Source organism: Rhodopseudomonas palustris (assembly GCF_034479375.1).
GTDB classification, from domain to species: domain Bacteria; phylum Pseudomonadota; class Alphaproteobacteria; order Rhizobiales; family Xanthobacteraceae; genus Rhodopseudomonas; species Rhodopseudomonas palustris_M.
Window position 1 is genome coordinate 59,585 of sequence record NZ_CP140155.1, and the last position, 24,916, is coordinate 84,500.

General features: G+C 66.1%; 18 protein-coding genes, 1 tRNA gene and 1 pseudogene. 7 read left to right on the forward strand and 13 right to left on the reverse strand.

Annotation, left to right across the window (positions count from 1 at the left end; all coding sequences use genetic code 11):
* Window positions 1-50: 50 nt before the first annotated feature.
* The gene (locus SR870_RS00320; RefSeq protein ID WP_322518364.1) at window positions 51-680 is read left to right on the forward strand and encodes a response regulator transcription factor; all 630 of its coding nucleotides are present in this window, start codon (window positions 51-53) and stop codon (window positions 678-680) included.
* A gap of 66 nt (window positions 681-746) precedes the next feature.
* Here SR870_RS00320 and SR870_RS00325 read toward each other — a convergent pair whose 3' ends face one another.
* Entirely contained in the window at window positions 747-1,529 is a 783-nt protein-coding gene (locus SR870_RS00325; protein ID WP_322516072.1) for an SDR family oxidoreductase, read from the reverse strand.
* A gap of 110 nt (window positions 1,530-1,639) precedes the next feature.
* Here SR870_RS00325 and SR870_RS00330 point away from each other — a divergent pair, with 110 nt between their 5' ends.
* Together SR870_RS00330 and SR870_RS00335 are read left to right on the forward strand one after the other, a co-directional pair.
* Window positions 1,640-2,401, forward strand: a complete 762-nt coding sequence (locus tag SR870_RS00330) for a glucose 1-dehydrogenase (RefSeq protein ID WP_322516073.1) — start codon at window positions 1,640-1,642, stop codon at window positions 2,399-2,401.
* A 491-nt stretch (window positions 2,402-2,892) separates the two neighbouring features.
* Window positions 2,893-7,014 carry an autotransporter-associated beta strand repeat-containing protein gene (locus SR870_RS00335; protein WP_322518365.1) on the forward strand — a complete coding sequence of 1,374 codons (4,122 nt, stop codon included), beginning with the start codon at window positions 2,893-2,895 and terminating at the stop codon, window positions 7,012-7,014.
* Window positions 7,015-7,166: 152 nt separating this feature from the next.
* On the opposite strand, the gene SR870_RS00340 is transcribed toward SR870_RS00335, so the two are convergent.
* A complete protein-coding gene (locus tag SR870_RS00340; protein ID WP_322516074.1) occupies window positions 7,167-8,771 on the reverse strand; it encodes a choline dehydrogenase in 1,605 nt (534 codons plus the stop codon).
* A 75-nt stretch (window positions 8,772-8,846) separates the two neighbouring features.
* Complete coding sequence (locus SR870_RS00345) at window positions 8,847-10,280, reverse strand: coniferyl aldehyde dehydrogenase (RefSeq protein ID WP_322516075.1); 1,434 nt, start codon at window positions 10,278-10,280, stop codon at window positions 8,847-8,849.
* 285 nt (window positions 10,281-10,565) lie between these two features.
* Here SR870_RS00345 and SR870_RS00350 point away from each other — a divergent pair.
* Window positions 10,566-10,642: transfer RNA gene (locus SR870_RS00350), tRNA-Met, on the forward strand.
* A 176-nt stretch (window positions 10,643-10,818) separates the two neighbouring features.
* On the opposite strand, the gene SR870_RS00355 is transcribed toward SR870_RS00350, so the two are convergent.
* The gene (locus SR870_RS00355; protein WP_322516076.1) at window positions 10,819-11,082 is read right to left on the reverse strand and encodes a hypothetical protein; all 264 of its coding nucleotides are present in this window, start codon (window positions 11,080-11,082) and stop codon (window positions 10,819-10,821) included.
* Window positions 11,083-11,185: 103 nt separating this feature from the next.
* Window positions 11,186-12,045: pseudogene (locus SR870_RS00360) on the reverse strand (transposase).
* Window positions 12,046-12,573: 528 nt separating this feature from the next.
* Between SR870_RS00360 and SR870_RS00365 the strand changes: the two are divergent.
* Together SR870_RS00365 and SR870_RS00370 are read left to right on the forward strand one after the other, a co-directional pair.
* Window positions 12,574-13,785, forward strand: a complete 1,212-nt coding sequence (locus SR870_RS00365) for an efflux RND transporter periplasmic adaptor subunit (RefSeq protein WP_322516077.1) — start codon at window positions 12,574-12,576, stop codon at window positions 13,783-13,785.
* A complete protein-coding gene (locus SR870_RS00370) occupies window positions 13,785-16,940 on the forward strand; it encodes a multidrug efflux RND transporter permease subunit (protein WP_322516078.1) in 3,156 nt (1,051 codons plus the stop codon). Before SR870_RS00365 ends, SR870_RS00370 begins: the two co-directional genes overlap by 1 nt.
* A gap of 58 nt (window positions 16,941-16,998) precedes the next feature.
* Here SR870_RS00370 and SR870_RS00375 read toward each other — a convergent pair whose 3' ends face one another.
* Genes SR870_RS00375 through SR870_RS00410 form a run of 8 tightly spaced genes read right to left on the reverse strand, consistent with a single transcriptional unit; the run spans window position 16,999 to window position 24,016 of the window.
* Window positions 16,999-18,657, reverse strand: a complete 1,659-nt coding sequence (locus SR870_RS00375; RefSeq protein ID WP_322516079.1) for a complex I subunit 5 family protein — start codon at window positions 18,655-18,657, stop codon at window positions 16,999-17,001.
* A gap of 8 nt (window positions 18,658-18,665) precedes the next feature.
* Window positions 18,666-20,141 carry a complex I subunit 5 family protein gene (locus SR870_RS00380; RefSeq protein WP_322516080.1) on the reverse strand — a complete coding sequence of 492 codons (1,476 nt, stop codon included), beginning with the start codon at window positions 20,139-20,141 and terminating at the stop codon, window positions 18,666-18,668.
* Complete coding sequence (locus SR870_RS00385) at window positions 20,138-21,655, reverse strand: complex I subunit 5 family protein (RefSeq protein WP_322516081.1); 1,518 nt, start codon at window positions 21,653-21,655, stop codon at window positions 20,138-20,140. Before SR870_RS00385 ends, SR870_RS00380 begins: the two co-directional genes overlap by 4 nt.
* Window positions 21,636-21,965: a cation:proton antiporter subunit C gene (locus SR870_RS00390; protein WP_322516082.1), complete on the reverse strand. Its 330-nt coding sequence runs from the start codon at window positions 21,963-21,965 to the stop codon at window positions 21,636-21,638. Before SR870_RS00390 ends, SR870_RS00385 begins: the two co-directional genes overlap by 20 nt.
* Complete coding sequence (locus tag SR870_RS00395; RefSeq protein ID WP_322516083.1) at window positions 21,962-22,894, reverse strand: hydrogenase subunit MbhD domain-containing protein; 933 nt, start codon at window positions 22,892-22,894, stop codon at window positions 21,962-21,964. The genes SR870_RS00390 and SR870_RS00395 overlap by 4 nt, the downstream gene beginning before the upstream one ends.
* Complete coding sequence (locus SR870_RS00400) at window positions 22,891-23,214, reverse strand: monovalent cation/H(+) antiporter subunit G (protein ID WP_322516084.1); 324 nt, start codon at window positions 23,212-23,214, stop codon at window positions 22,891-22,893. The genes SR870_RS00395 and SR870_RS00400 overlap by 4 nt, the downstream gene beginning before the upstream one ends.
* Window positions 23,211-23,495: a monovalent cation/H+ antiporter complex subunit F gene (locus tag SR870_RS00405; RefSeq protein ID WP_322516085.1), complete on the reverse strand. Its 285-nt coding sequence runs from the start codon at window positions 23,493-23,495 to the stop codon at window positions 23,211-23,213. The genes SR870_RS00400 and SR870_RS00405 overlap by 4 nt, the downstream gene beginning before the upstream one ends.
* Complete coding sequence (locus SR870_RS00410; protein ID WP_322516086.1) at window positions 23,492-24,016, reverse strand: Na+/H+ antiporter subunit E; 525 nt, start codon at window positions 24,014-24,016, stop codon at window positions 23,492-23,494. Before SR870_RS00410 ends, SR870_RS00405 begins: the two co-directional genes overlap by 4 nt.
* A gap of 172 nt (window positions 24,017-24,188) precedes the next feature.
* On the opposite strand from SR870_RS00410, the gene SR870_RS00415 reads away from it, so the two are divergent.
* The gene (locus SR870_RS00415) at window positions 24,189-24,902 is read left to right on the forward strand and encodes a DUF502 domain-containing protein (protein WP_322516087.1); all 714 of its coding nucleotides are present in this window, start codon (window positions 24,189-24,191) and stop codon (window positions 24,900-24,902) included.
* Window positions 24,903-24,916: the final 14 nt, after the last annotated feature.

Here is a 24,916-nt window from a genome sequence, read left to right on the forward strand (position 1 = left end):
GATACGAGGTGGGCGAAGTAGAGTTCGTTCAAGTGTTTGGAGGTTGTTGGATGAATGAGAAGTCATCAGCACGGGAGGTATTCGTCGTCGACGACGATCCGGCCGTACGCGAGACGCTCTCGATTGTGCTGTCCACTGCGGGCTACGAGGTGATCTGCTTCGCCGACGGCGAGTCTCTGCTCGCCGTGGCGCGCAGCCGCAGTCCCGCCTGTATCTTGCTCGACGTTCATATTCCCGGTCGATCGGGGCTCGATATTCTCGCCGAGTTGCACGCCGAGGATTATCCGGCTCCGATTTTCATGATCTCGGGAAAGGGCGATATCGCAATGGCGGTCAACGCCATCAAGAACGGTGCACTCGATTTCATCGAGAAGCCCTTCCGCGGCAAGGAGATCGTCGGCCGGGTCGAGGAGGCGATCGAAGCCTTCCAGCGCCGGCTCGGGGGCGGCACGGAGGTCAAGGCGCCGTCCTATGTTTTTCCGGGCAAGGAGCCGCTGACGCTGCGGGAGCGGGAGGTGCTGGAGCTGTTCGCCTCGGGCAACACCAACAAGGAGGCGGGCCGCCAACTCGGCATCAGCCCGCGCACCATCGAGTATCACCGCGCCAACATCATGAAGAAGCTCGGTGCGCGCAATGCCACCGACCTGGTTCGGATCGTGATGACGGCGCCGAAGGCCTGAGGCTGGCGCGGGCCGCCCTCGTCACGGCGTCCCGCGTCATGGTCTCCCGTGTCAGGGGCTCCCGCCTCACAGCGTGCCGGGAAAGGCGCCGCCGTCGAGCAGGATATTCTGGCCGGTGATGTAGCCGGATTTCGCGCCGCACAAGAATGCGCAGGCGAGCCCGAATTCCTCCGGGTCGCCGAAGCGTCCGGCCGGATTCTCGTTCATGCGGGTCTGCAGGATCTGCTCGACCGGCACGCCCGAGGCCTTGGCCTGGCCCGCAGACACGCCGCGCAGCCGGTCGGTGTCGAACGGCCCCGGCAGCAGCGCGTTGATCGTCACATTGTGCCGCACGGTCTTGCGCGACAGCCCGGCGACGAAGCCGGTCAGCCCGGTGCGCGCGCCGTTGGACAGGCCGAGCACGTCGATCGGCGCCTTGACGGCGGCCGAGGTGATGTTGACGATCCGGCCGAATTTCCGCGCGATCATCTGGTCGACCGTCGCCTTGATCAGTTCGATCGGGGTCAGCATGTTGGCGTCGAGCGCCTTGATCCAGTCGTCGCGGGTCCAGTTGCGAAAATCGCCGGGCGGCGGACCGCCGGCATTGTTCACCAGTATATCCGGCTCCGGGCAGGCCTGCAGCGCGGCGGCGCGCCCTTCGGGCGTGGTGATGTCGCCGGCCACCTCGATGATCTCGACATCCGGATAGGCCTTGCGCAAATCGGCGGCGGCCTGGGCCAGTGCGTCCGCGCCGCGCGCCGTCATGGTGACGTGCACGCCTTCTGCCGCGAGCGCCGCGGCGCAGGCGCGGCCCAGTCCCTTGCTCGAAGCGCAGACCAGCGCGCGGCGGCCTTTGATTCCCAGATCCACGGTTTCACTCCCGGATGTGTTTGCGATGTCGGTGAGGCCGGCACTCTAGCCAAGCCGGCCCGGCATGATAAGGGGAGGGCAACGCATAAGGCATCAACGGGAAACGCGGCATGGATCAACTGTTCGACGTCAGCAACGAAGTCATTCTCGTCACCGGCGCCTCGCAAGGGCTGGGGCGGCAGTTCGCGCGCGTGCTCGCCGAGCGCGGCGCCGCCGTCGTGCTCGCGGCGCGGCAGACCGACAAGCTGAAGAGCCTCGAACAGGAAATCACCGGCAAGGGCGGTCGCGCCGTCGCGGTTCAGATGGATGTCACCGATCTGGCCTCGATGGCGAGCGCGCTCGATCAGGCCGAGACGGCGCTCGGCCCCATCACCGTGCTGATCAACAATGCCGGCGTCGCCACCGAGAAGCTCGCGGTGGACACTAGCGAGGCCGATTGGGACAAGGTGATCGGCGCCAATCTCAAGGGCGCGTACTTCCTCGCGACCGAAGTCGCGCGGCGCATGATCGCGCGGCAGCAGGGCGGCAATATCGTCAACATCGCTTCGGTGCTCGGCGAGAGCGTGCTGAAGTTCGTCTCGCCCTACGCGATCTCCAAAGCCGGCATCATCCAGGCCACCAAGGCGCTGGCGCTCGAACTCGCCGCCTCGCGCATCCGCGTCAACGCACTCGCGCCGGGCTATATCGACACCGACATCAACCACGCACTGTGGTCGACCCCGGTCGGCGAGAAATTGCTGAAAAGCATCCCGCAACGCCGCGTCGGCCACGAATCCGATCTCGACGGCGCGATTCTGCTACTGGCCTCGAACGCGTCGCGCTACATGACGGGGAGCGTGGTGACGGTGGATGGCGGGTTCTTGCTGGGGTAGGCGGTCGTCCCCCTCCCCCTCTCTTTCGCGCTCTCTCGTTTGTCATTCCCTTGTTCGCGCTGCGCGCGCCCCGGAATGACGTCACGAGCAAGACGACGTCAGTGCGCCCGCATCTCGTCGACACCAAGCCGTTGGAGCGCTCGCGTCGTCGCAACTGCTGGCGCGACAATCCGGCGCGCGTTGTTGGGGTGACTCAGGTGAGTCGTGACGGTATCCAAAGCTCCATCATCACGAGCGATTCTTACGATCGCATCGTTCAGCGAGCGTCGGCATTGCATCTTAGAGCGACTCGCAAAGGTATCATTTGGTGCGATGCCTGCGACCAAGGCGATCGTGTCGGTACTCTGGAGCGCGTTGCGGGCGCCGATCGGCGTTCGGCGCAATCGCCATTGTATCCAGCTTGCAACAACTGAAACTTTTCGCCCGCAATTGCTTCCACCTCCCGCCGCCGCGACCTAGTAGTTTTACGAGGTCGGTGGAGATGGAATTTGGTGGCGTACAAGCGAACACGGTCGGCTGACATCAAGGCGCTGCTGTCAGGCGGCAGTCGGGTCGGTGCACGGAGCGTTGCGGCGCTGAGCGCGGTGCTGTTGCGCGCCATCACAGTGGTGACGACCTTGACAGTCCCGGCGATGGCCGACGGAGGTGCCGGCGGACGAGGCGGCGACTCCTCCGCCGCCGGCGGGATCGGCGGCTCTGGATATGGCGGGGCGAGCGGTGGCAGCTCGGGACCGAGCACGACCGCGGGGTCGGGCGGCGGCGGTGGCGGTGCGGCCGGCGGCGGGAACGGTGGCTCCAGTGGTGATACGGGCAGTGTCGGAGGTGCTGCGGGCGGCACCGCGCCGGGGCAAGACGGCAGCAATGGCACGACGGCGGCCTCCCCCAGCGGAGGTGGAGGAGGCGCCGGCGGCAACAATGGCAACGTGGCAACGGCCCCCTTCAGCAATACGGCAAATTCCACCGGCCAAAATGGGGGCAAAGGTGGCAACGGCGGGGCGGGCACAGATTCAGGCTCGACCGGGGGCGGTGGCGGAGGCGGCGGCGCGGGGGGCGCCGGTCTGATCGTTTCAGGCATCGGCTCCTTCTCGAACAGTAATGTGACGATTCAAGGCGGTGCCGGCGGCAATGGCGGTGCCGGGGGATCTGCGGCTGCGGCAAACGGCAATGGCGGCGCGGGCGGAGACGGCGGGACCGGCCTTCTATTGACCTCACCGGGGGTGACGGCCACTATCCGCGGCACCATCAAAGGTGGCGCTGGTGGCGTCGCAGGCGCAGCAGGCGCCGGATCGGGCGCCGCAGGGATGGCGGGGACGGCTGGCGCGGGCGGCGCTGGGATCGTCGGCTCCGGCCTGACAATTATCAACTCCGGGTCGATTCAGGGCGGCCTCGCCGGCGACGGAGCGCGAGCGAACTCGATTAAATTTACGGGCGGCGACAATACGCTGACGTTCATGAACGCGGGGGCAGGCCTTCTCGGTGCGATAGGTCTCGCGACCAGCAGCACCACCCTCACGATCGTACAGTCGGCCAACTCGACCCTCGACCAGATGATCACAGGGGCGGGCTCCGTCGCAAAGACGGGCTCTGGCGTGCTGAAGCTCACCGGCTCTAACAGCTATCTTGGTGGCACCACCATCTCGGCCGGCACACTACAGGTCGGCGACGGCAGTTCCACGGGATCGATTACCGGCGATATCATCAACAACGCTTCGCTGGTGTTCAATCGCTCAGGTACGTACACCTTCGACGGCGCCATCTCCGGCACGGGGGGAGTGAGCAAAGCCGGCAACGGAATCGTGGTCCTGACCGGCACCAACACCTATACGGGTGGCACCACCATCTCGGCTGGCATACTGCAGGTCGGCGGCGGCGGCTCCACCGGATCGATCACCGGCGACATCATCAATAACGGCTCGCTGCGGTTCAAACGCTCAGATGCCTACACGTTCGGCGGCGCTATCTCTGGTAGGGGAGCAATACTCCAGGACGGCGACGGCGTAACGATCCTAACTGGCACCAACACTTATACCGGTAACACGGCCATTTCGCGCGGCAAGCTGCAGATCGGCGATGGCGGCACGACCGGATCGATCACTAGCGGGGTGAGCAACAGCGGCGAGCTGTGGTTCAATCGCTCAGATACCTACACGTTCGGCGGCGTAATCTCGGGTAGTGGACGTGTGAGCCAGCTCGGTCCAGGGACGACGGTCCTCACGGGCAACAGCACCTACACGGGCGGCACAACCATTTCGAATGGCATGCTGCAGATCGGCAACGGTGGCACCACCGGCAGTATCTCCAACAACATCAATAACGCCGGCACTTTGGCGTTCAATCGCTCCAATGCTCTCACCTTCTCCGGTTTGATCTCCGGCACCGGCTCGGTCGCCCAACTGGGATCCGGCAATCTGACACTGTCGGGCGCCAACACCTACACCGGCGGAACGACGATCAGCGGCGGCACTGTCACGGTCGGCAACAACAGCGCTTTTGGCACCGGCGATGTGAAGACGACGCAGGGCGCGACGGTGGCGTTCGGCAACGCCGACTACACCCTCGCCAACAATTTTGTGGTCAGCGGCACCTCCGTTTTCGATATCCGGACTGGCACCACCCAGACCATTACGGGCGCTGTCTCCGACGGAGACACTGCAGGCATCATCGAAAAGAACGGCGGTGGCAAGCTGATCCTGAATGGGCACAATTCCTATTCGGGCGGCACCATCATCAACGCCGGGACACTGCAGTTGGCGAACAGCAACATGCTGTCGGCGACCACCGCGGCGACGGTCACCTCAGGTACCACTCTCGATCTCGGCGGCTTCAATCAGACCATTGGTTCGTTGGCGGGAGGTGGATCGGTCGCGCTCGGTGCGGCGCTGCTCACGGCCGGGTCGAACGACAGCTCGACGAATTATTCCGGAACGATGTCGGGGACCGGGGGGCTGACCAAGCAGGGGACCGGAAACCTCATTCTCTCCGGCACCAATGATTACACCGGGCCGACCACGGTCAATGCCGGCACATTGTCGGTGAACGGGTCGATCGCTTCGGCGGTGACGGCGGCGAGCGGCGGCCGGCTCGGCGGCTCAGGCAGCGTCGGTTCGACGACGATTGCATCAGGCGGGACGCTGGCGCCCGGCAATTCGATCGGGACCCTCACGGTCAATGGCGATCTGGCCTTCGCGGCCGGCTCGAGCTATGCGGTCGAGGTGTCGCCGACGGCGTCGGATCGCACCAATGTCACTGGCCACGCCACACTCGCCGGCACCGTGCAGGCGAGCTACGCGACCGGGAGTTACATCGCCAAGCGCTACACCATCGTCAATGCTGGCGGCGGTGTCGCCGGCACATTCGGTGCGCTTGTCGACACCAATCTGCCCGCCAATTTCACATCGGCGCTGGCCTACGATGCCAACAATGCCTACCTCGATCTGATGTTGGCGTTCGTTCCTCCCACCGCGCCGGACTACGGCAATGGGTTGAGCCGCAATCAACAGCAGGTCGCTGGTGCGCTGGTCAATTCGTTCAACGTCGCCGGTGGAATCCCGACGACGCTCGGCACTTTGAAGCCGGACGGGCTGAGCCAGGCTTCCGGCGAGGCCGGAGCCGCGCTGCAGCAGTCGTTGTTCGGTTCGGCCGATCTGTTCATGCGCAGCGTGTTCAGCAACGCGCTCGACCCGACGGACGGCTCCGCTGGGCGGGAGTGCGCGGCACCTCGATCCCAAGCCGGACCGCGCGACGCGTGCGCGGCGCTGCCTCCTGCCGGCGCCTTGGCGTCGAGCTGGAGCGTCTGGGGCGCGGGCTACGGCGGCACGCTGCGCGTCGGCGGCGACGCGTTCACCGGCTCGCACGACACCACCAGCCGGGTCGCCGGTGCTGCCGCCGGCGCAACCTATCAGGTGTCGCCGCAGGCCCGCGTCGGTTTCGCGCTGGGCGGTTCCGGTTCGAGCTTCAGCCTCGCGCAAGGCCTCGGCTCCGGCAGCTCAGACAATTTCAACGCCGCGCTCTATGGGCGCTATCAGGTCGGCCCGTCATATTTGGCGGCGGCGCTCGGCTATGTGTGGCAGGACGCCACTGTCGATCGGACAGTGACGGTTGCCGGTGGGGAGGCGCTGCGCGCCCGGATGCATCCGCAGGCTCTGACGGCGCGTGTCGAGGGCGGTCAGCGCCTCCAGGTCAGCGGGATCGGCGTTACTCCCTATGCGGCGCTGCAGACCACGACAATGTTCCTGCCGTCCTATGGCGAGACCGGAACGAGTCTGTTCGCGCTCGACTACGCCGGGCGCCAGTCGACGGTGACGCGCAGCGAACTCGGTGCTCGGTTCGATGACGAGGTCTGGATCGACGGACGGCCGCTGGCGCTGAGAGCGCGGGCCGCCTGGGCTCACGGCTGGAACACGGACTGGCACGCGGCAGCCACGTTGCCGCAAATCCCGGCCGCGCAGTTCAACGTCTATGGCGCGGCGCTGCCCGGCGACTCCGTTCAGGTTTCGCTGGGAGCGAGTCTGGGACTCGGTCGTGGCTGGACCGTGTCGGCGGCATTTGACGGTGAGTTTTGGAAGAACGCCGAGAGTTACGCCGGCCGCGCACTCGTCAGCTACCAGTGGTGACATCGCGCACCGAGCGGCTGGACCGACTGCACGTTCGAAGTCTGATGTGAGACGTCCGCCTCATCGGGCCGAGGGGCGGAATCCAAATACGGTTGCTCCGGCGCGTCTATTGATGCGTCCAGAGCGTCGGCCTGACGTGATCGCGGGCGACGTCAGTGCGCCCGCATCTCCTCGCGGATCATGTCGGCCGCTTTCTCGCCGATCATGATCGTGGGCGCGTTGGTGTTGCCGCCGATCAGCGTCGGCATCACCGAGGCGTCGACGATGCGCAGACCGCCGACGCCGTGGACCTTCAGCCGCGGATCGACCACCGCCGTCGGATCGGTGCCCATCCTGCAGGTGCCGACCGGGTGATACACGGTGTCGACGCGGGCGCGCAGGATGGCGCGGATGTCGTCGTCGGTGCGGACATCGGCCGTGAACAGATCCTTCTGCTGCAACGCGCGCAGCGCCGGCGCGTCGACCAGCCGCTGCGTGGTCTTGTAGCCCGCGACCATCGCCTCGAGATCGTCCGCCTCGCCGAGGAAGTTCGGATCGATCAGCGGCGGCGCCAGCGGATCGGCGGTGGTCAGCCCGACGCGACCACGGCTCTTCGGCCGCAGCAGACAGAAATGGCAGGAGAAGCCCGTGCCCCAGCGCCGTTTGCGGCCGTGGTCGTCGACCATCGCCATGCCGAAATGCAACTGCACGTCGGGCACGTCGAGATCCGGCCGCGTCTTCAGGAAGCCGCCGCATTCGGCGAAGTTGGTCGTGAGCGGTCCGCGGCCGTCGCGGCGGTACTGGCCGATCCGCGACAGCAACCGGCCGATGCCGGTGAAGCTGGTGCCGGTGAAGTAGGGGCTGTCCGACTGATACGAGAAGATGAAGTCGGGGTGATCCTGTAAATTCTGCCCGACGCCCGGCAGATGACGCGTCGAGGTGATGCCGTGCTGCTGCAGCATGGCGGCGTCGCCGATGCCGGACAGCATCAGCAGTTGCGGCGTCTGAAACGCGCCGGACGCGACGATCACTTCGCGACGCGCGCGCACCTGCCGGATCTCGTCGTTCTGGCGATATTCGACGCCGACCGCGCGACCGCCCTCGAACAGGATGCGGGTGGCCTGCGCCTGCGTCTCGACGCGCAGATTGGACCTCGTCGTCATGTAGGGATGCACATAGGCGCGGGCCGCGCTCCAGCGCTCGCCATTGTGCTGGGTGAGCTGATACAGGCCGAGGCCTTCCTGCTCCTCGCCGTTGAAATCGTCGCGGATCCGGAACTGCGCCTCGCGCGCCGCCTGCAGGAAGATCGCGTGCACCGGATTGTCGGTGCGTAGTTTGTTGACGTGCAGCGGGCCGCTCTGGCCGTGATACGCGCCGTTGAAGTCGGAATTGTTTTCCGAGCGCTTGAAATAGGGCAGCACATCGGCATAGGACCAGCCCTGGGCGCCGAGTTCGGCCCAGTGGTCGTAGTCCCATTGATGGCCGCGGATGTACACCATGGCGTTGATCGCCGACGATCCGCCGAGCCCCTTGCCGCGCGGCTGGTAGCCGATCCGGCCGTTGAGGCCGGGCTGCGGCACGGTTTCGAAGTGCCAGTTGTTGAGTTTGCCCGGCACCATCAGCGACAGTGCGTAGGGCGTCTTCACCACCCAATTGTCGCACGCGCCGCCGGCCTCGAGCAGCGCCACCGACGTGCCCGGATCTTCCGACAGTCGCCCGGCGACGGCGCAGCCGCCCGAGCCTGCGCCGACCACGACGAAGTCATACGTGTCCGTCATCGTTTCCCTCCCGATTTGATTCTTCTGTCTTTGTCGTTGCCGCTCCGTCTCGTTGGACGGGCGGGTCGTCGTCGCTCAGGACATCCAGCGCAGGACCTTGGCGAGCCGCGCGATCTTGCCGCCATAGGGCGGATACAGGTCGGCGAAGCGGTTGTAGGGCGAGCGATAGAACACCGGCTTCAGTTGCGTGAAGGTGTTGAAGCCCCATTCGCCGTGATAGGCGCCGCTGCCCGAGGCGCCGACGCCGCCCATCGGCTGGTTCACCTGCGCGAAATGCACCAGGCAGTCGTTGATGGTGACGCCGCCCGAGACCGTGCGCGCCAGCACCTCGTCGCGCGCGTCGTCGTCGGTGCCGAACCAGTACAGCGCCAGCGGCCGGTCGCGTCCGTTGATGAAGGCGATCGGTTCGGCCGGATCGTCGTAGCCGAGGATCGGCAGCAGCGGACCGAAGATTTCCTCCTGCATGATCTTCATCTCGGGCGTGGCGCCGAGCACCACGGTCGGCGGAAATTTGCGCCGGCTCTGCCATGCGGCGTCGTCGGCCGACGCCGGCTGCAGCAATCGCGCGCCGCGCGCCGCGGCGTCGTCGACGAGGTCCTTCAGCCGCGCGTAATGCCGGTCGGCGACGATCGAGGTGTAGTCGGCATTGGCGGGATCGGCGCCGAACATCCGCTGCATCGCGTCGCGGATCTTTTCGGCCAGCGCCTCGACCTTGTCGCGTGGCGCCAGCACGTAGTCCGGTGCGATGCAGGTCTGCCCGGCATTCATCAGCTTGGCATAGGCGATCCGCGGCGCGACCTCGTCGAGATCGGCGGAGCGGTCGATGATGGTCGGCGACTTGCCGCCGAGTTCGAGCGTGACCGGGGTGAGGTTCTTGCCCGCTTCCGCCGCGACGATGCGGCCGACCCGGGTCGAGCCGGTGAACATCAGGTGATCGAACGGCAGCTTCGCGAACGCCTCGGCAACGCCGTCGTCGATTCCGGTGACGATCATCTCGCTGGGATCGAATGTCGCCGCCACCGTCTCCTGCAGCAGCGTCGCGAACGAAGGCGACAATTCGCTCGGCTTGATCATCACCCGGTTGCCCGCGGCCAGCGCGCCGATCGCCGGCGCGAGCGTGAGCTGCAGCGGATAATTCCACGGCGCGATGATGCCGACCACGCCGAGCGGCTGCGGGATCAGCCGGTTCTTGCCCGGCCAGAATTGCAGCTCGGTCTTCACCTTGCGCGGCGCCATCCAGCCTTTGACGTGCTTGCTGGTGTGCTTGATGTCGCCGAGCAGGCTCAGCGTCTCCGCGATCATGGTCTCGACCGAACAGCGATGGCCGAAATCGGCGGAGATCGCCTGCGCGAATCGCTTCTCATTGTCCTGGAGCAGGCTGCGCAGCCGCGCCAGCCGGTCGAGCCGCTGCTCCAGCGACGCCGGCGGCTCGGCGCGGGAGCGCTCGATCATGCGGTGAAAGCTGTCGTGCAGGGCATTGCCCCCGAAACCGCCCAACGGCTGGTCCATGCTGCGCTCCACCAGTTTGCCGGCAGTTTGTCACGTTTTGGGCCGGTTTTGCCGAAGTCTTGCAGGAGCTGGGACGGCCGGCAACCGCATCCGGTTCCGGCCGTCATAATATCTTGAAAATCTGCGTCACGGGCCTTCCCAAACCCCCCCGGCATTGGTACACACCCCTCGCGCCCCAGGCATTCGCCCCGGGCAGCCTTCTCAGGAAGCTTCCGGGAGGATCGATCGGCGCCCTTGGGCGTTGACCGTTCGCTTTGGTTTTCTGAAAGCCGCGCAAAGGTTTAACGCGGGGTGGAGCAGCCCGGTAGCTCGTCAGGCTCATAACCTGAAGGTCATAGGTTCAAATCCTATCCCCGCAACCAGCTCAACTTGCGAAACCCCGGTCCTTGTGGCCGGGGTTTTCGTTTTGAGGGAAATCGCAAGGATTCCAGCGAGGTCGCCTCGAACATCGATTTTCAGCTCATCATTCTGGGGCGTCAGCACGATCTCCTTGACAAGGGATCGCAGGACTTCACCGGCCGTCAGCCGTGTCGCTTCGCTATTCGTCCTGCAGCGCTTCGTGGAGAGCTGCGACTTTTTCGCGATAGAAAGTCGCCATTTCGGGATGGAGGAGCGGCGGTGGCTCCTCGGCGTCGGCGAGCTGCCGCTCAAGCTCAGCTTTTCGCACCTCCGATTGGACCATCTTGGCGTTGATCCGGTCGGCCGCTCCGTCCTCGAGGATCAGGTTCAGCAAGGTGTCGGCGTGGCGAAGCGCGGTCTGGCGTCGTGCAAAGACCGGCGCGTTTCCCGTCCAGAGCGTCAACCTGGTGAGGGACTGCGGGGCTTAGGTTGAGCTGCTGCCGGTTTTGATAGTCGGGCAAATAAGCTAGTCTCAGCTTCCGCTCGAACTCAACGGGGCTGAGATATCAGATCGCCGAATGACGCCTTGTCGGATTTAGAACCGCTCGATGTAGTCGAACACATCGGCTTGGCCTCGTTCCTGGTGCGATAGATCTTGCGGGCTATCCGCTCGGTCTTGAGCGACGAGAAGAAGCTCTCCATCGCCGCGTTGTCCCAGACATTGCCGGATCGGCTCATGCTGCAGGCGACGCCGCTGTCGGCCATCAGCCGCTGGAACTGCTCGCTCTTGTATTGGCTGCCCTGATCGGAGTGATGCAGCAGAGCGTTCGGCCTGCCGCGGCGCCGGACTCGATTGCGGCCTGCACCGGATCGAACGATTGATGCGGCTGCCGGCTTTGCGAGCTCGGCCGCGCCGGCGGCCAGGACATCGCGCCAGACCCGGCGCGCGCCATAGGTTCGGTCGCTGGCGAGGAAGCTCGCCTTGACCCGCTCGCCGAGCAGCTCGTCGCTGCGGGATCTGGCGCTGGGAGAGCGGTTCAGCCACGCGTGGAAGCCCGACCGCGAGACGCCCAGCGCGTCGCACAGCCATGCCACCGGCCAGATCTTCCGGTGCTTCGCGATGAAGACGAACTTCATTTCGCTTTCTTCGCGAAGAAGGCTGCGGCCCTTGTATAAATTGTCCCGCTCGGCCCGCAGCTTCTGGACCTCGCGCCTGAGCCGATCGATCTCCTGCTGCTCAGGCTTCATCTGTCCGCGGCCGGGGAAGGCCTGCACCGGATCAGAACCAAATTCCTTCACCCATTTGCGCAAGACGTTCTCATGGACGTCGAGGTCACGCGCCGCCTGCGCTGCCGATACCCCGCGCTCCCGCACAAGCTTGACCGCCTCGACCTTTGAACTCCCGACTGAACTTCCGTCGCCGCATGACACACCTCCAGCTTCATGAAACACCCAATCTCGGTGTCCATCAAACCGGCAGCAGTTCAGACATTCGCGTCTTCACGCCGCTCAGCTCGAAACCCTGGGGAAACGCATTTGAGGCGAATGACAAGTAGAGCCACTCCCACACTCGATGCCGCGTCTCCCGGACGTTTTGCTGCGTTGAAGCTCTCTGGAGCATGCGACCTCTTCAATCGTCTCGAGAGTTGGGTCTGTCTTAGCTGATTGTCTTTTGGGCAGCGGCGTTCGGGGTTCCAACACATCACCTTCCGGTTGGTTTGTGGACATGGTGTCGCACTTGACGTCCCGGACGCCGTGGCCGCGCACGATCAGGCACAAAAGCAAGGGCGGGTGGCTTTTCGCACAATAGTGTTGGAACCGAAGCTAACAGCTCAGGTTGCTTGATGTATCGCGCGTGCCTCCGGCGAACGCCGCTACACGCGCCCGCGCCAATCCGTTGGGTCGTTTGTTCGTTGCAGGTTGGTGCCGGGCAGTCTGAAGGTCGTTGGTGCGGATGAAATCAGCCGGTTCTGTCTTTGCCTTGATCGTTGCACTTGCACTTGGCGCCGCAACCTATTTCTATTTCGGCGACCCGCAGCAAGTCGCGCAAACGACCATCCCCCCGCCGGTTGAGGTCGGGGTGATCGAATCGCGTCGCGCAGATGTGCCCTTGCCGCTGACAAATGCCGGCCGCGTCGCCGGATTCCGCAATGTCGAAGTGCGGGCGCAGGTTGGCGGCACCATCCTGAAGCGCGAATTCGTTGAAGGCGCCACGGTGCAGCAAGGCGAGGTGCTGTTCCGGATCGATCCGCGCAGCTATCAGGCCGCGCTGGACCGCGCCAATGCGCAGGCATTGCAGGCCCGCGCAACCCTGGTGCAAGCCGAAGACAATTTCAATCGCATCGAGCAACTGGCGCAGCGCCAAGTCGCGACCGACAAGCAACTCGAGGACGCCCGCGCTGCGCGCGATCTCGCCCGCGCCGCGCTGCAAGGCGCGCAGGCCGACATCGAGACCGCCAAACTCAATCTTGAATTCACCACCGTCACCGCGCCGGTGTCCGGGCCGACCAGCCTGACGTCGCCGCCGGAAGGCGCGCTGGCGCAGGCGCAGCAGACCGTGCTGACCACCATCACCCAGCTCGATCCGGCCTATGTGAATTTTTCGCTGAGCGAATCCGAATTCGTCGCGCTGCGCGGCATCAATCAGGCGCGCGACCAGCCGCTGAAACGCTCCGACATCGACGTGACGTTGCAATTCGGCGACGGCTCCTTCTACCCGGCGAAAGGCCAGATCAACGAGGCCGCCTCGGTGGTCGATCCGCGAACCGGCACCCTGCAGATACGGGTGATCTTCCCCAATCCGGAAGGCGCGCTGCTACCGAACCAGTTCGTCCGTGTGAAGCTCACCGGCGTGGTGCTGCAGGGCGTCTTCGTGGTGCCCGAACAAGCTGTGTCGCAAGGCCCGCAAGGTGCGTTCGTCTACGTGCTCAATTCCGGCAATGACAGCGTCATGTCACGGCCGATCAAGCTCGACCGCAAGGTCGAAGGCGGCTGGGCGGTGAAGGAGGGGCTCAACGACGGCGAGACGCTTGTGGTCGACGGACTGCTGCGAATTCACCCTGGCGCGAAGGTGAAGCCGGTGCCCGTGAATCCCGACGGCGAGGCCAATGGCAGGACCCGGGCAGAAGCGGCGGAGCCGGCCGCGGCGTCCGGCCAGGCGAAGTAATGTTCTCGCGTTTTTTCATCGATCGGCCGGTGTTCGCCGCGGTCATCTCGATCGGCATCGTGCTGGTCGGCTTGATCTCGATGCGCGCATTGCCGATCGCGCAATATCCGGCGATCGTGCCGCCGGAGGTGCGGATCAGCGCGACCTATCCCGGAGCTTCCGCCGAGACCATTGCCGAGACGGTGGCCGCGCCGCTCGAACAGCAGATCAACGGCGTCGAGAACATGCTCTATATGCGCTCGACCTCGACGGGGGCGGGCACGCTGTCGATCTCGGTGACGTTTGCGATCGGCACCGATCCGGACCAGGCCACGATCAACGTCAACAACCGGGTGCAGCGCGCGACGCCGCTGTTGCCCGCCGAAGTGGCGCGTCAGGGCGTCGTCGTGCAGAAGCGCTCCAGCGACATCCTGCAGGTGCTGACGATGTCGTCGCCGGGCGAGCGCTACGATACCGTCTTCATCAGCAACTATGCGCTGATCAACATCATCGATGAATTGCGCCGCACCCCCGGCGTCGGCGATGCGTCGCTGTTTGGTGCGTCCGATTATTCGATGCGGATCTGGCTGCGTCCCGACAAGCTCGCGCAGTTCAGCCTGACGCCGGGCGACATCGCCGCGGCGATCCGCGAGCAGAACGCCCAATTCGCCGCCGGCCGTTTCGGCGAAGAGCCGCAGAAGGATCCCAACGCCTTCACCTATTCGGTGACGACCCAGGGACGCTTCGCCGATCCCAGCGAATTCGAGAACATCATCATCCGATCCGACGAATTCGGCGGCGCGTTGCGAGTCAAGGATGTCGCCCGGGTCGAACTCGGCGCGCTGAACTACAGTTTCGCGGCGACCTATAACGGTGCGCCGACGGTGCCGATCGGGGTCTATCTGCAGCCGGGGGCCAATGCCCTCGAGGTCTCGGCCAACGTGCTGGCCACGATGGACCGGCTGCAGGCCCGGTTCCCGGAAGGTCTCGAGTATCGCAACCCGTTCAACACCACGCGCTTCGTCGAGGCATCGATCGAACGGGTCGTCAGGACCTTTATCGAGGCGATCATCCTGGTGACCTCGGTGGTGTTCCTGTTCATGCAGAACCTGCGAGCGACGCTGATCCCGGTGATCGCCGTGCCGGTTTCGGTGATCGGCACTTTTGCCGGCATGTACGCGCTGGGGTTCTCGATCAACCTGCTGACGCTGTTCGGGCTGGTGCTGTCGATCGGCATCGTCGTCGACGACGCCATCGTCGTGCTGGAGAACATCGAGCGCATTATGCGCACCGAGAAGAAATCGCCGCGGGATGCTGCGATCAAGGCGATGGACGAGGTCAGCGGGCCGGTGGTCGCGACCTCGCTGTCGCTGTGCGCGGTGTTCATTCCGGTTTCGTTTCTCGGCGGGCTTGCCGGCGAACTGTATCGCCAGTTCGCAGTGACGATCGCGGTGTCGGTGGTGATTTCCAGCATCGTGGCGCTGACGCTGACGCCTGCGCTGGCGGCCTTGATTTTGAAGCCGCAGCACCAGGAGCCGGCGCGGCCGTTCCGGATCTTCAACCGCGGCTTCGAATGGCTGACCGACAGATACGGCGCCGTGGTCGCGTTCTTCATGCGGCGGGTGGTGGTCTCGCTGGCCGTCGTCGGCGTGATGCTCGCTGCCACCGCGGTGCTGTTCAACACCGTGCCTGGCAGTCTGGTGCCGGAGGAGGACCAGGGGCGCGTGCTGATGGTGACGTCGCTGCCGCCGGCAGCGGCGCTCAGCCGGACCCGCGAGATCGGGCAGATCACAGCCAACGCCGTCAAGGACATGCCCGAAGTATTAGGCGTGGTCACGATGTCGGGCTTCGACATCCTGTCGAGTGCGCAGAAGACCAATGCCGGGGTCTCCTTCATCACCCTGAAGGACTGGGCGGAGCGCACCACGCCGGAGTCCGATGCGCGGCAGTTTGCGCCGGCGCTGAGCCGGCTAAATGCGATGTTTCGTGACGGCGTCGTGGTCGGCTTCAATCCGCCGGCGATCCAGGGCATCAGCACCACCGGTGGATTCGAACTGTACTTGCAGAACCGTTCCGGCGTCGCGCTGCAGGAATTGGCCGACGCCGCCGACCGGGTGGTCGCCGAGGCCGCCAAGCGTCCCGAACTGGCCGGCGTGCGTTCGCAATTCTCCACCTCGATTCCGCAATACCGGATCGACGTCGATCGCGACAAAGCGAAGACGCTCGGGGTGCCGATCGACAGCATTTTCCAGACCATGCAGAGCGGCTTCGGCAGTCTCTACGTCAACGATTTCACGTTGTTCGGGCGAACCTACCGCGTCAGCCTGTCGTCGGAATCCGACTTCCGCAGCGAGCCGGGCGACTTGCGGTTCATCTACGCCCGCTCGGAGACCGGCGCGATGATCCCGTTGGATGCGCTGGTCTCGGTGAAGCGCGTACTCGGCCCGGATTCGGTCGATCGCTTCAACATCTTCCCCTCCGCCAAGATCCTCGGCAATCCGGCGCCGGGATTTTCATCAGGGCAGGCGCTGGCCGCGATGCGGGAGGTGGTCGGCAACACGCTCGGCTCCGACTATTCGATCGGCTGGACCGGCTCGGCCTATCAGGAAATCTCGACCGAGGGCACCGGCTATCAGGGTTTTCTGTTCGGCCTGCTCATGGTGTTCCTGATCCTGGCCGCGCAATACGAGCGCTGGTCGCTGCCATTGGCGGTGCTGACTGCGGTGCCGTTCGCGCTGTTCGGCGCCATCGTCGCAATCTGGCTGCGTGGGTTGGAGAACAACATCTATTTCCAGATCGGACTGGTGACGTTGATCGGCCTGTCCGCCAAGAACGCCATCCTGATCGTCGAATTCGCCGCGCGGCGACACCGCGAAGGACTGTCGGTGGTCGATGCGGCACTGGAAGCCGCGCGTCTGCGCTTTCGGCCCATCATCATGACGTCGCTGACCTTCATTCTCGGCGTGATGCCGCTGGCGATCGCGAGCGGCGCCGGCTCCGCCAGCCAGCACTCGATCGGCACCGGGGTGATCGGCGGCATGATCGCCGCCACCGTGCTCGCCATCATCTTCGTGCCGCTGTTCTTCCGCCTGCTGACAAGGAGCAGGCCGAAAGCCGAAGTGATTGCGCAGACGCCAACGACTGAGAGCAAAACGCCCTCGGCCAAATCACTCTGAGTCAGCCGTTCTACTTGGCTTGAAATACGTAGCTCACGGCCGGTCATTGGCGGGCAGTTCAGATAAGCGCCGCAAAGCCGAGCAGAACGGCGACCAGCAGCAGCGCGCTGCCGCTCGCCGCCGACCCGGCAAGCCACGTCTCCAGCGATTGCGCTGGCTTGACGAGGCGGGTGAGCAGCCGCGGACCATCGATCGCAGGTCGCGGCGGGTGCCATGCCGTCCACGAACCGCCGACCCGGCGCAAGACTGCCTCGACCGGGCCGGCGATATCACCAACCGCAATCGACCGCAGGAAAGCCGGGCTCGCGATGACGACCGCCACAAATATCGGCCACAGCGCGTCCCAGATCACGGGGGAGGCGAACGCATAGGCGAGCGGCCGGCCGGTCAGCACCGGGAATAGCAGCCAGGGCACGACGAGGGCGGCGGCGGCCGTCGCGACGAACGGCCCGATCAGGCCGGCTGATGCATGGGCTACTGCTGCGGGCGGCCGTTGCGCGACGAGAAGTACGAGGGTGCGCAGCATCAGCAGCATGGTCCCGATCGCCGAGAGCGAGGCGAGGAGGCCGACCGGGCCGCTGCCGAGCGAATCCTTGATGGCTAGTTTTGCCAGCGCGCCGCCGGTGAACGGCATGCCGGCGATGGCTGCGCCGAGAACCGCCACCACGACGAGCAACGGGATTGCCGCGCGTCCGGCTCCGGCAGCGACCACGCCGACGGCGAGGAACAGGGCGCCCTTGGCCAGCCCGTGATGGGTCGCGTAGAGCGCCGTGGCCATGGTGGTGCCGGCGACACCGGCGCCGAACCCGGCGCCCAGCACCGCGACCATCAACCCCATCTGGCTCATCGTCGAATAGGCCAGCACGGCTTTAGGCTGGCGCTGGGGCAGGCCGAGCAGGATGCCGCTCCAGGCGGTGGCGAGACCGAGCCAGAGCAGCGTGTCGGCCCAAGACGGCAGAGCATCGATCGGCAGGAAGCGGATCAGGCCGATCAGTCCGGCCTTGACGATGACGCCGCTCAGCACCGCGGAGGCGGGCACTGGCGCGGCCGAATGGGCCAGCGGCAGCCAGACGTGCAGCGGAACCAGCCCCGCCTTCAGGCCGAAGCCCATCAGCAAGGCGAGGATCGCAGCATCGCGCCACGGCGAGACGGCGAGCGCGGCGCGCACATCGTCGATGAGCAGGCTGTCGGCGGCGTTGGCGCCGAGCAGCAAACCGAGCAGCAGGCAGGTCTCGCCGAAGATCGCGAGCACGATATAGACACGCCCGGCGCGCCATGCCGCCTTGCTGCGCTCGTGCACGACGAGGCCGTAGGCGGCCAGCGAGAGCAATGCAAAGGACAGATAGAAGGTCGCCGCGTCGGCGGCGACGAAGGTTCCCGATGTGCCAGCCAGCGTGAGATTCCAGAACAGGCAGAATCGGCCTTCGCCCTGTTTGCCGCCGAGATAAGCGTAGGCGTAGAGGCCGGCCAGGGTCCACAGCAACGAGGCGAAGCCGAGAAACACAGCACCCAGCGGGTCGAGCCTGAAACTGATGCCGAGCAGCAGCCAGGGTAGACTGATTATCTCGCCGGTGGGCGACACAAAGGCCGCGGCGAGTCCGGGCAGTGCCGCCAGCGGCAGCAGCGAGGTCGGTCGCCGCAGCAGCAGACCGAGGAGCGCCAGCACCAGCGGGACCGCCGGGGCCAGCGGCAGCAGAACGCGGACGAACTCGGTCATGCTCATGCTCATGGGGCGTAGTTCCGCGTGACGATGAGCGTCGACCAGCCGAGCGGGCTGAACGGCATTCCAGCGAACACGCCGGCTGCCACCACCGCCGCCGCGGTCACCAGGCCGGGGCCGATCAGCCAGGCCGGACCTTCCCGGGAGGCGACCGCCGGCCGCGCATCGGCGGGCGGCGCTACGAACCAGGCGCGGTGCAGCAGCGGCAGGAAATAAGCGGCGTTGAGCAGGCTGGAGACGGCGAGCACCGCCAGCACCCAGTGCTGGCCTGCCTGCAGGCCGCCGATGCCGAGATACCATTTGCTGACGAAGCCGGCGAGCGGCGGCACGCCGATCATGCCGAGCGCCGCCACGCTGAACGCCGCCATGGTGAGCGGCATGCGCCGCCCGGCGCCGTCGAGATGCTCGATGCGAGTCGCGCCGATCCGCTCGGCGAGCGCGCCGGCGCAGAAGAACAGCGTGATCTTCATCAGCCCCTGGTGGACGAGATGGACCACGCCGCCGATGGTCGCGTAGGGACCGAACAATCCGGTGCCGAGCACGATGTAGGCGACCTGGCTTACCGTCGAGTAGGCGAGCCGGCGTTTGATGTCGTGCTGCTGCAGCGCGCGCAGCGAGCCGTAGACGATGGTCACCGAAGCGACGATCGCGAGCGGCAGTCCGACGCCGAGTTCGTTCACCAGCGCGACGCCGTAGACGTCGTACACCACACGGATGATGCCGAAGGCGCCGGCCTTCACCACCGCGACCGCATGCAGCAGCGCGCTGACCGGCGCCGGCGCTACCATGGCGCTCGGCAGCCAGCCATGCAGCGGCACCAGCGCGGCCTTGACGCCGAGCCCGGCCACCATCAGCACGAAGGCGCCGGTCAGCACGCCCGGATCGCCGGCGGCGAGGCTGCCGTGGCGCGCGAATTCGATCGGCCCAAGTCCGCCCTCGAGCAACAGGATGCCGGCGAGCAGCACTGCACTGCCGCTCATCGTGTAGATCAGATAGCGGCGCCCGGCCGCGAGCGAGGCGCCGTCGCCCTTGTGGACCACCAGCGGCCAGGTCGACAGCGTCAGCAATTCGTAGAACACGAAGAAGGTGATCAGCGAGCCGGACAGCGCCACGCCGGTGGTGGCGGCGACGCACAGGCTGAAGAAGCCGAAGAAGCGCGACAGATTCGGCCCGTCGCCGAGATAGCTGATGGCGTAGATCGTGGTCAGCAGCCAAAGGAAAGCGGACAGCGCCAGGAACAGCAGCGCGAGTGCGTCGACCCGGAGGATCAGCTGCAGCCCGGGCAGCAATGTGAGCGTCGCCTCGTAGGTTTTGCCTTCGGCGACGCCGATGATCATGACCGTGGCGAGGCCTAGCTTGCCGAGTGCCGCCACCAGATTGACGGCGGTGCGGGTGGTCTTGCTGGTCTCCGGCAGCATGAAGATGACGCCGGCGGCGAGCAGCGAGGTGGCGAGCGTCAGTATCGGCAACAGTGCGCTCATGACAGCCCCTCCGCGGCGGCGCCTGGACGGCCGATCTGCAGCAACTGATAGGGCCCGAGCGAGAGGAGTCCGAGCAGGATCGACAACGCCGCAAGGCCGAGCGCGATCGTCTGGCGGGAGCGGGCGACCACGACGAGATCGCCCGGCTGGTGTCGTTCGGCGAGCAGGTGGCTCAGCGGACGAAACAGATAGCCGGCGGCCAGCAGGCCGCCACCGATCATCACCACGGCCCACCACCATTGTCCGCTGGCAAAGGCGGCGCTGAGTAGCAGGTATTTTCCGGTGAAGCCGCCGCTCGGCGGCAGGCCCATCAGCGACACTGCAGCCAGTCCGAACGCGAAGGTCGCGATCGGCAGGTGCTGGCCGATGCCGTCGAGCCGCTCGATCTGGTCGTCGCCGATCGCCTCGACCATGGCGCCGGCGGCGAGGAACATCGCGCTTTTGGCGAGCGCGTGCGACATCGCGTGGAAGATGATGCCGGTCCAGGCGCCGGCGGTCCAAGGCTGTTGTTCCCCGGACCCGCCGGCGAGCGGAAATACCAGCAGCAGATAACCGAGCTGCGCCACCGTCGAATAGGCGATCACCAGTTTGAGGCGGTGCTGGCGCAGCGCGAGCAGCGATCCGATCAAAATCCCGGCGGCACCGAGCGCGCCAAGCCCTTGCGCTACGAACGGAGTTGCGATCGCCGGAGCGATTTCGAACCACAGCCGCAGCATGATGATGAAAGGCCCCTTGACGACCAGCGCCGACAGCAACGCGCTTGCCGGCGCCGGCGCCGAGGCATGCGCGGGCGGCAGCCAGCCGTGCAACGGGAATAGCGCGGCCTTCGCCATCAGCCCCGCCGTCATCAGCGCGACGGCGGTGAGCGTTGCGCCGTCCGTGCTGGCGGCTCCGGCGAGGAGGCGGATATCGAGCGTGCCGTGGACCAGATAGAGGATCGCCGTCCCCAGCAGATAGAGCAGTGAGCCGAGCAGGGCGAATAGCAGGTAGCGGATCGCCGCCGCGAGCGCCGCCGGCTTGCCGTCGAGCCCGACCAGCGCCACCGCCGTCACGGTCAGCAGTTCCAGCCCGACATAGAGATTGAACAGATCGCCCGATACCGCGATCGCGGCAAGCCCGCCGATCGTGCAGAACAGCAGCGGCCAGAACACGTAGCCGCGCCGGGTCTCGCTGCCGTCCGGCGCGGCGCCGAAGCCGGCGCGGGCAAACAGCATTACACCTGCGCTGACCAGTGCGATCACCAGCAGGAACGCGCAGCCGAGGCCGTCGAGCCGGAGCGCGATGCCGAGCGGCGGCTTCCAGCCGCCGACCGCGATCTCGATCACGCCATGGCGGGCGACCTGCGTGGTAGCGAGTGCTGCGACGGCAAGCCCGGCGAGCGCCGTCGGGATGGCGAGGCGGTGGGCGTGGCGGCCGAGGAGGGCGGCGATCAGCGCCGCCGCGAGCGGCAACACGACGCTGATCGCGGCCCACGGCACCGCCGGTGCAACGAGGTCAGCGAAGATCGCGGGCATCGCGGTTCTCCGCATTGCCCGGCGGGCGCGTCGTTGCCGTCTCATCGTGGAGCCGGATCGCAATGGCAACAGCGAGCGCCGTGCCGGCGAGGGCAACGACGATGCCGGTGATGATCATCGCTTGCGGCACCGGATCGACGGCAAGCGTCGGATGACGCGCCGCGAGGCTGCCGAAATAAAGGAAGACCCCGCTGCCGACCACGTTGAAGCCGAGGATGCGGCGGAGCAGGTCGGCGCCGGCGACAAGGCCGTACAGGCCGATGCCCACCAATGCAGCACCGCACAGGCCATAGAGCACCGGCGCCGTCATGCGGGGCGCCTCGGGCGTCCCATCACCAGTAGCGCCAGCGTGACCGCGATCGACAGCGTCAGCGCCGCCTCGATCGCGAGAATGATGGTTTTGGCCTGCGCCGCCGGGATCACCAGGAAGCCGCCGGTGAACAGGCCGGCGCTAGCGACCGCGAGGAACAGCAGCGGCCCGACCGCGACGGCGAGTCGCAGCCGCAGCCGCGATACGGGCGGCGCGTCGACCAGCCCCGCCATGATGGCGAGCATCCACACCGAAGCCAGCACGGTGCCGGCCTGGAACGCGCCGCCCGGCGCATCGGCCCCGATCCAGACCAGATACACGCCGATCATCAGGCCGACAGGCGGCAACAGCCGGCCAAACGAGGTAAGGACGCCGTCGATCCGAGCGTGCTCCTTCAAGCCGGGGCGCCCGCCCCAGAGCTGATCGGGGGTCAGCGACCACACGCCAACCAGCGCCGCGAACAGCACGACGGTTTCGAGCAGGGTGTCGTAGCCGCGGAAGTCGAGCAGAACGGCCGTCACCGAATTGCCAACGCCGGTCGCGGCCAGATTTTCGCCGACCGGTCCGCGCAGCCCGGCGATCGTGTCCGGCAGCAACAGCGACAGCAGGGCGAGCACGGCGGCGATGGCAGCACAGGGAAGCGCAGAACCGAAATGGCGCTTGTGGGGTGGTTGCGCCGGGGCTTCGCTGCGCTGCCCGAGAAGCCCGGCCGCCCGCAGCAGCAGCACGCCGCTCAAGCCTGCGCCGATGGCGGCCTCGGCAAGCGCGACGTCGACGGCGTCGAGCCGCACCCAGCCGATCGCAACAAACAGGCCGTAGACAATGAACAGCACGATGGCGGCGAACAGGTCGCGCGCCAGCACGGCGGCGAGCCCGACACCGATGAGGAGGAGGCATAGTACGAGGTCGAAGGCGAGCGGCGCCGTCACGGCCGACGATCCTGCGGCGGGCGCGCGACCAGGGCGGAGCGGGCGAAGAGCTGTGCGACGGTGGCGGCTGCGAGCATCGTCAGCAGCCAGACGAAGAGCATCTTCACCGCCTTCCATGCATCGGGCGCCTGCAGCAGGAGGGCCACCGTGATGAAGCCGAGGCCCAGATTGTCGGCCTTGGTCAGGGCGTGCAGCCGGCTGTGAACATCCGGAAAGCGCAGCAGGCCCACCGTGCCGGCGACGAAGAACACGATGCCGGCGGCGAGCAGGGCGATGGTCGCGGCATCGACAGCCGACCCCATGTCGAGACCCCAACTCATGGGGTTTCCTCCTCGGGATCGCCGGCGCCGTCGGGACTGGCCGCTTTGACGAAGGCTACCGCCGCGAAAGCGGCGAGCAGCGCCAGGACCAGCGCGACATCGAGGATCGCAGGGCTGCCGGCGGCTACCGACAACAGCAGCAGGATCGCTACGCCCGCCGTGGCGGCGAGTTGGGCACCCATCATGCGGTCGGGCCGGGTGGGTCCGCGCAGCACCCGTACCAGGCTCGCCGCAACGGTCAGCAACAGCGCGGCGGCCGTCATGAACAGCAGATCGGTCACGAAGGCGGCCTCCGCCGGTCGTCCAGCGGGAGGCCGAGGCCGGCACCGATCCGACGCTCCTCAGCGGCGATCGCCTCGTCATGCGGCTGGTCGAGGTCGAGGCAATGCACGTAGATCGCACGCCCGTCTTCGCCGGCTGCGAGTGTCCCGGGCATCAGGCTGAGTTCGCCGCCGAGCGCCGCGCGCGGCGCGCCAGAAGGCAGCCGTACCAAGTACGCGAGCCAACCGGGCGAGAGCGGCATGCGCGGATCGAATGCGCGGCGCGCCACGTCGATGCCGCCACGCAGCGATCCGGCCAGGAATCCTGGGACAAGACCGACCAGCGTTATGAGCCGGACCCGGTGTGCCGCCGGCGGCAACAGGCGCAGGCTCAGCATCGTTGCCGCTGCCACGGTCAGCAACCCGACCGGCCACGCCGCCGGATCGTTCGAGGTGAGCGCCACCCAGAGTGCACCCAGGAGCACGAAGCGTTTGAGGGCAATCATGAGATTGCCCCTGAGAGCGATCATGTCAGTCACCATGCGACATCGGGTCGCCGCCCCCATTGGGGGCGACACCCGGCCGTTTTGCGCCGAATGCCGTTATGCGAACGGGCCAAACGCACGGTTCCCTGGAAGGTTGCGCTTAGCAGATGTGGCAATGCGCCCGCTCCGGGGTCGTGGACGACCGACCGTGTCGGGCAAAGGAGTGCAGATGTTTGAGAGTATTCGTCGCAACATTCTCACCGGCTTGCTGACGATTGTGCCCCTCTGGATTACGGTGTTCGTAATTGGGTTCGTCCTGGGGCAAATCACCCACCTGGGACGTCCGCTGGTGCTCGGACTATCACGCGGTATTCAGCCCTACGCGCCCGATGCCGCCGACCTTCTCACGAGCGATTGGTTTCAGTCGCTGCTCGCGGTCGTCGTCGGCGGCGGATTGCTGTTTGCTGTTGGTGCGGCGACGAACGTCGTGGTCGGGTGCCGCTACATCCGGATGCTTGACCGCCTGATCAAGCGGGTGCCGCTGGTCAAGACGATCTACGGGGCGTCCCGCACGCTGATCGACACCGTACAACGGGGCCCACAGGGAGGAAACGGCCAACGGGTCGTGCTCATTCCATTTCCGAACCCGGATATGCGGACTGTCGGTTTTGTCACGGCTGTGTTCGAGGCGATCGATACTGGCGAAGAGCTCGCAGCAGTCTATGTACCGACCGCGCCTAATCCGACATCTGGCTATGTCGAGATCGTTCCGACCAAGCTATTGGTGTGGCTCGACTGGAGCGCCAACGATGCGATGGCCTTCATCGTCTCGGCCGGCACGATGACGCCGGGCGGAATCCGGATGAATCCCGATGCTGCCGCGATCCCGACAGAGGACACGGCAGCCAACGACCCGGTCGTGGAGCCCGCAGTGCCTCGCTGATCCCACCCAGGCTT

Excerpts from the sequence above, each read along its gene's own strand:
- SR870_RS00320 (WP_322518364.1), top strand. The coding sequence starts at position 51 with ATGAATGAGAAGTCATCAGCACGGGAGGTATTCGTCGTCGACGACGAT.
- SR870_RS00330 (WP_322516073.1), top strand. The coding sequence starts at position 1,640 with ATGGATCAACTGTTCGACGTCAGCAACGAAGTCATTCTCGTCACCGGC.
- SR870_RS00340 (WP_322516074.1), bottom strand. The coding sequence starts at position 8,771 with ATGACGGACACGTATGACTTCGTCGTGGTCGGCGCAGGCTCGGGCGGC.
- SR870_RS00345 (WP_322516075.1), bottom strand. The coding sequence starts at position 10,280 with ATGGACCAGCCGTTGGGCGGTTTCGGGGGCAATGCCCTGCACGACAGC.
- SR870_RS00365 (WP_322516077.1), top strand. The coding sequence starts at position 12,574 with ATGAAATCAGCCGGTTCTGTCTTTGCCTTGATCGTTGCACTTGCACTT.
- SR870_RS00370 (WP_322516078.1), top strand. The coding sequence starts at position 13,785 with ATGTTCTCGCGTTTTTTCATCGATCGGCCGGTGTTCGCCGCGGTCATC.
- SR870_RS00375 (WP_322516079.1), bottom strand. The coding sequence starts at position 18,657 with ATGACCGAGTTCGTCCGCGTTCTGCTGCCGCTGGCCCCGGCGGTCCCG.
- SR870_RS00380 (WP_322516080.1), bottom strand. The coding sequence starts at position 20,141 with ATGAGCGCACTGTTGCCGATACTGACGCTCGCCACCTCGCTGCTCGCC.
- SR870_RS00385 (WP_322516081.1), bottom strand. The coding sequence starts at position 21,655 with ATGCCCGCGATCTTCGCTGACCTCGTTGCACCGGCGGTGCCGTGGGCC.
- SR870_RS00390 (WP_322516082.1), bottom strand. The coding sequence starts at position 21,965 with ATGACGGCGCCGGTGCTCTATGGCCTGTGCGGTGCTGCATTGGTGGGC.
- SR870_RS00400 (WP_322516084.1), bottom strand. The coding sequence starts at position 23,214 with ATGAGTTGGGGTCTCGACATGGGGTCGGCTGTCGATGCCGCGACCATC.
- SR870_RS00410 (WP_322516086.1), bottom strand. The coding sequence starts at position 24,016 with ATGGTGACTGACATGATCGCTCTCAGGGGCAATCTCATGATTGCCCTC.
- SR870_RS00415 (WP_322516087.1), top strand. The coding sequence starts at position 24,189 with ATGTTTGAGAGTATTCGTCGCAACATTCTCACCGGCTTGCTGACGATT.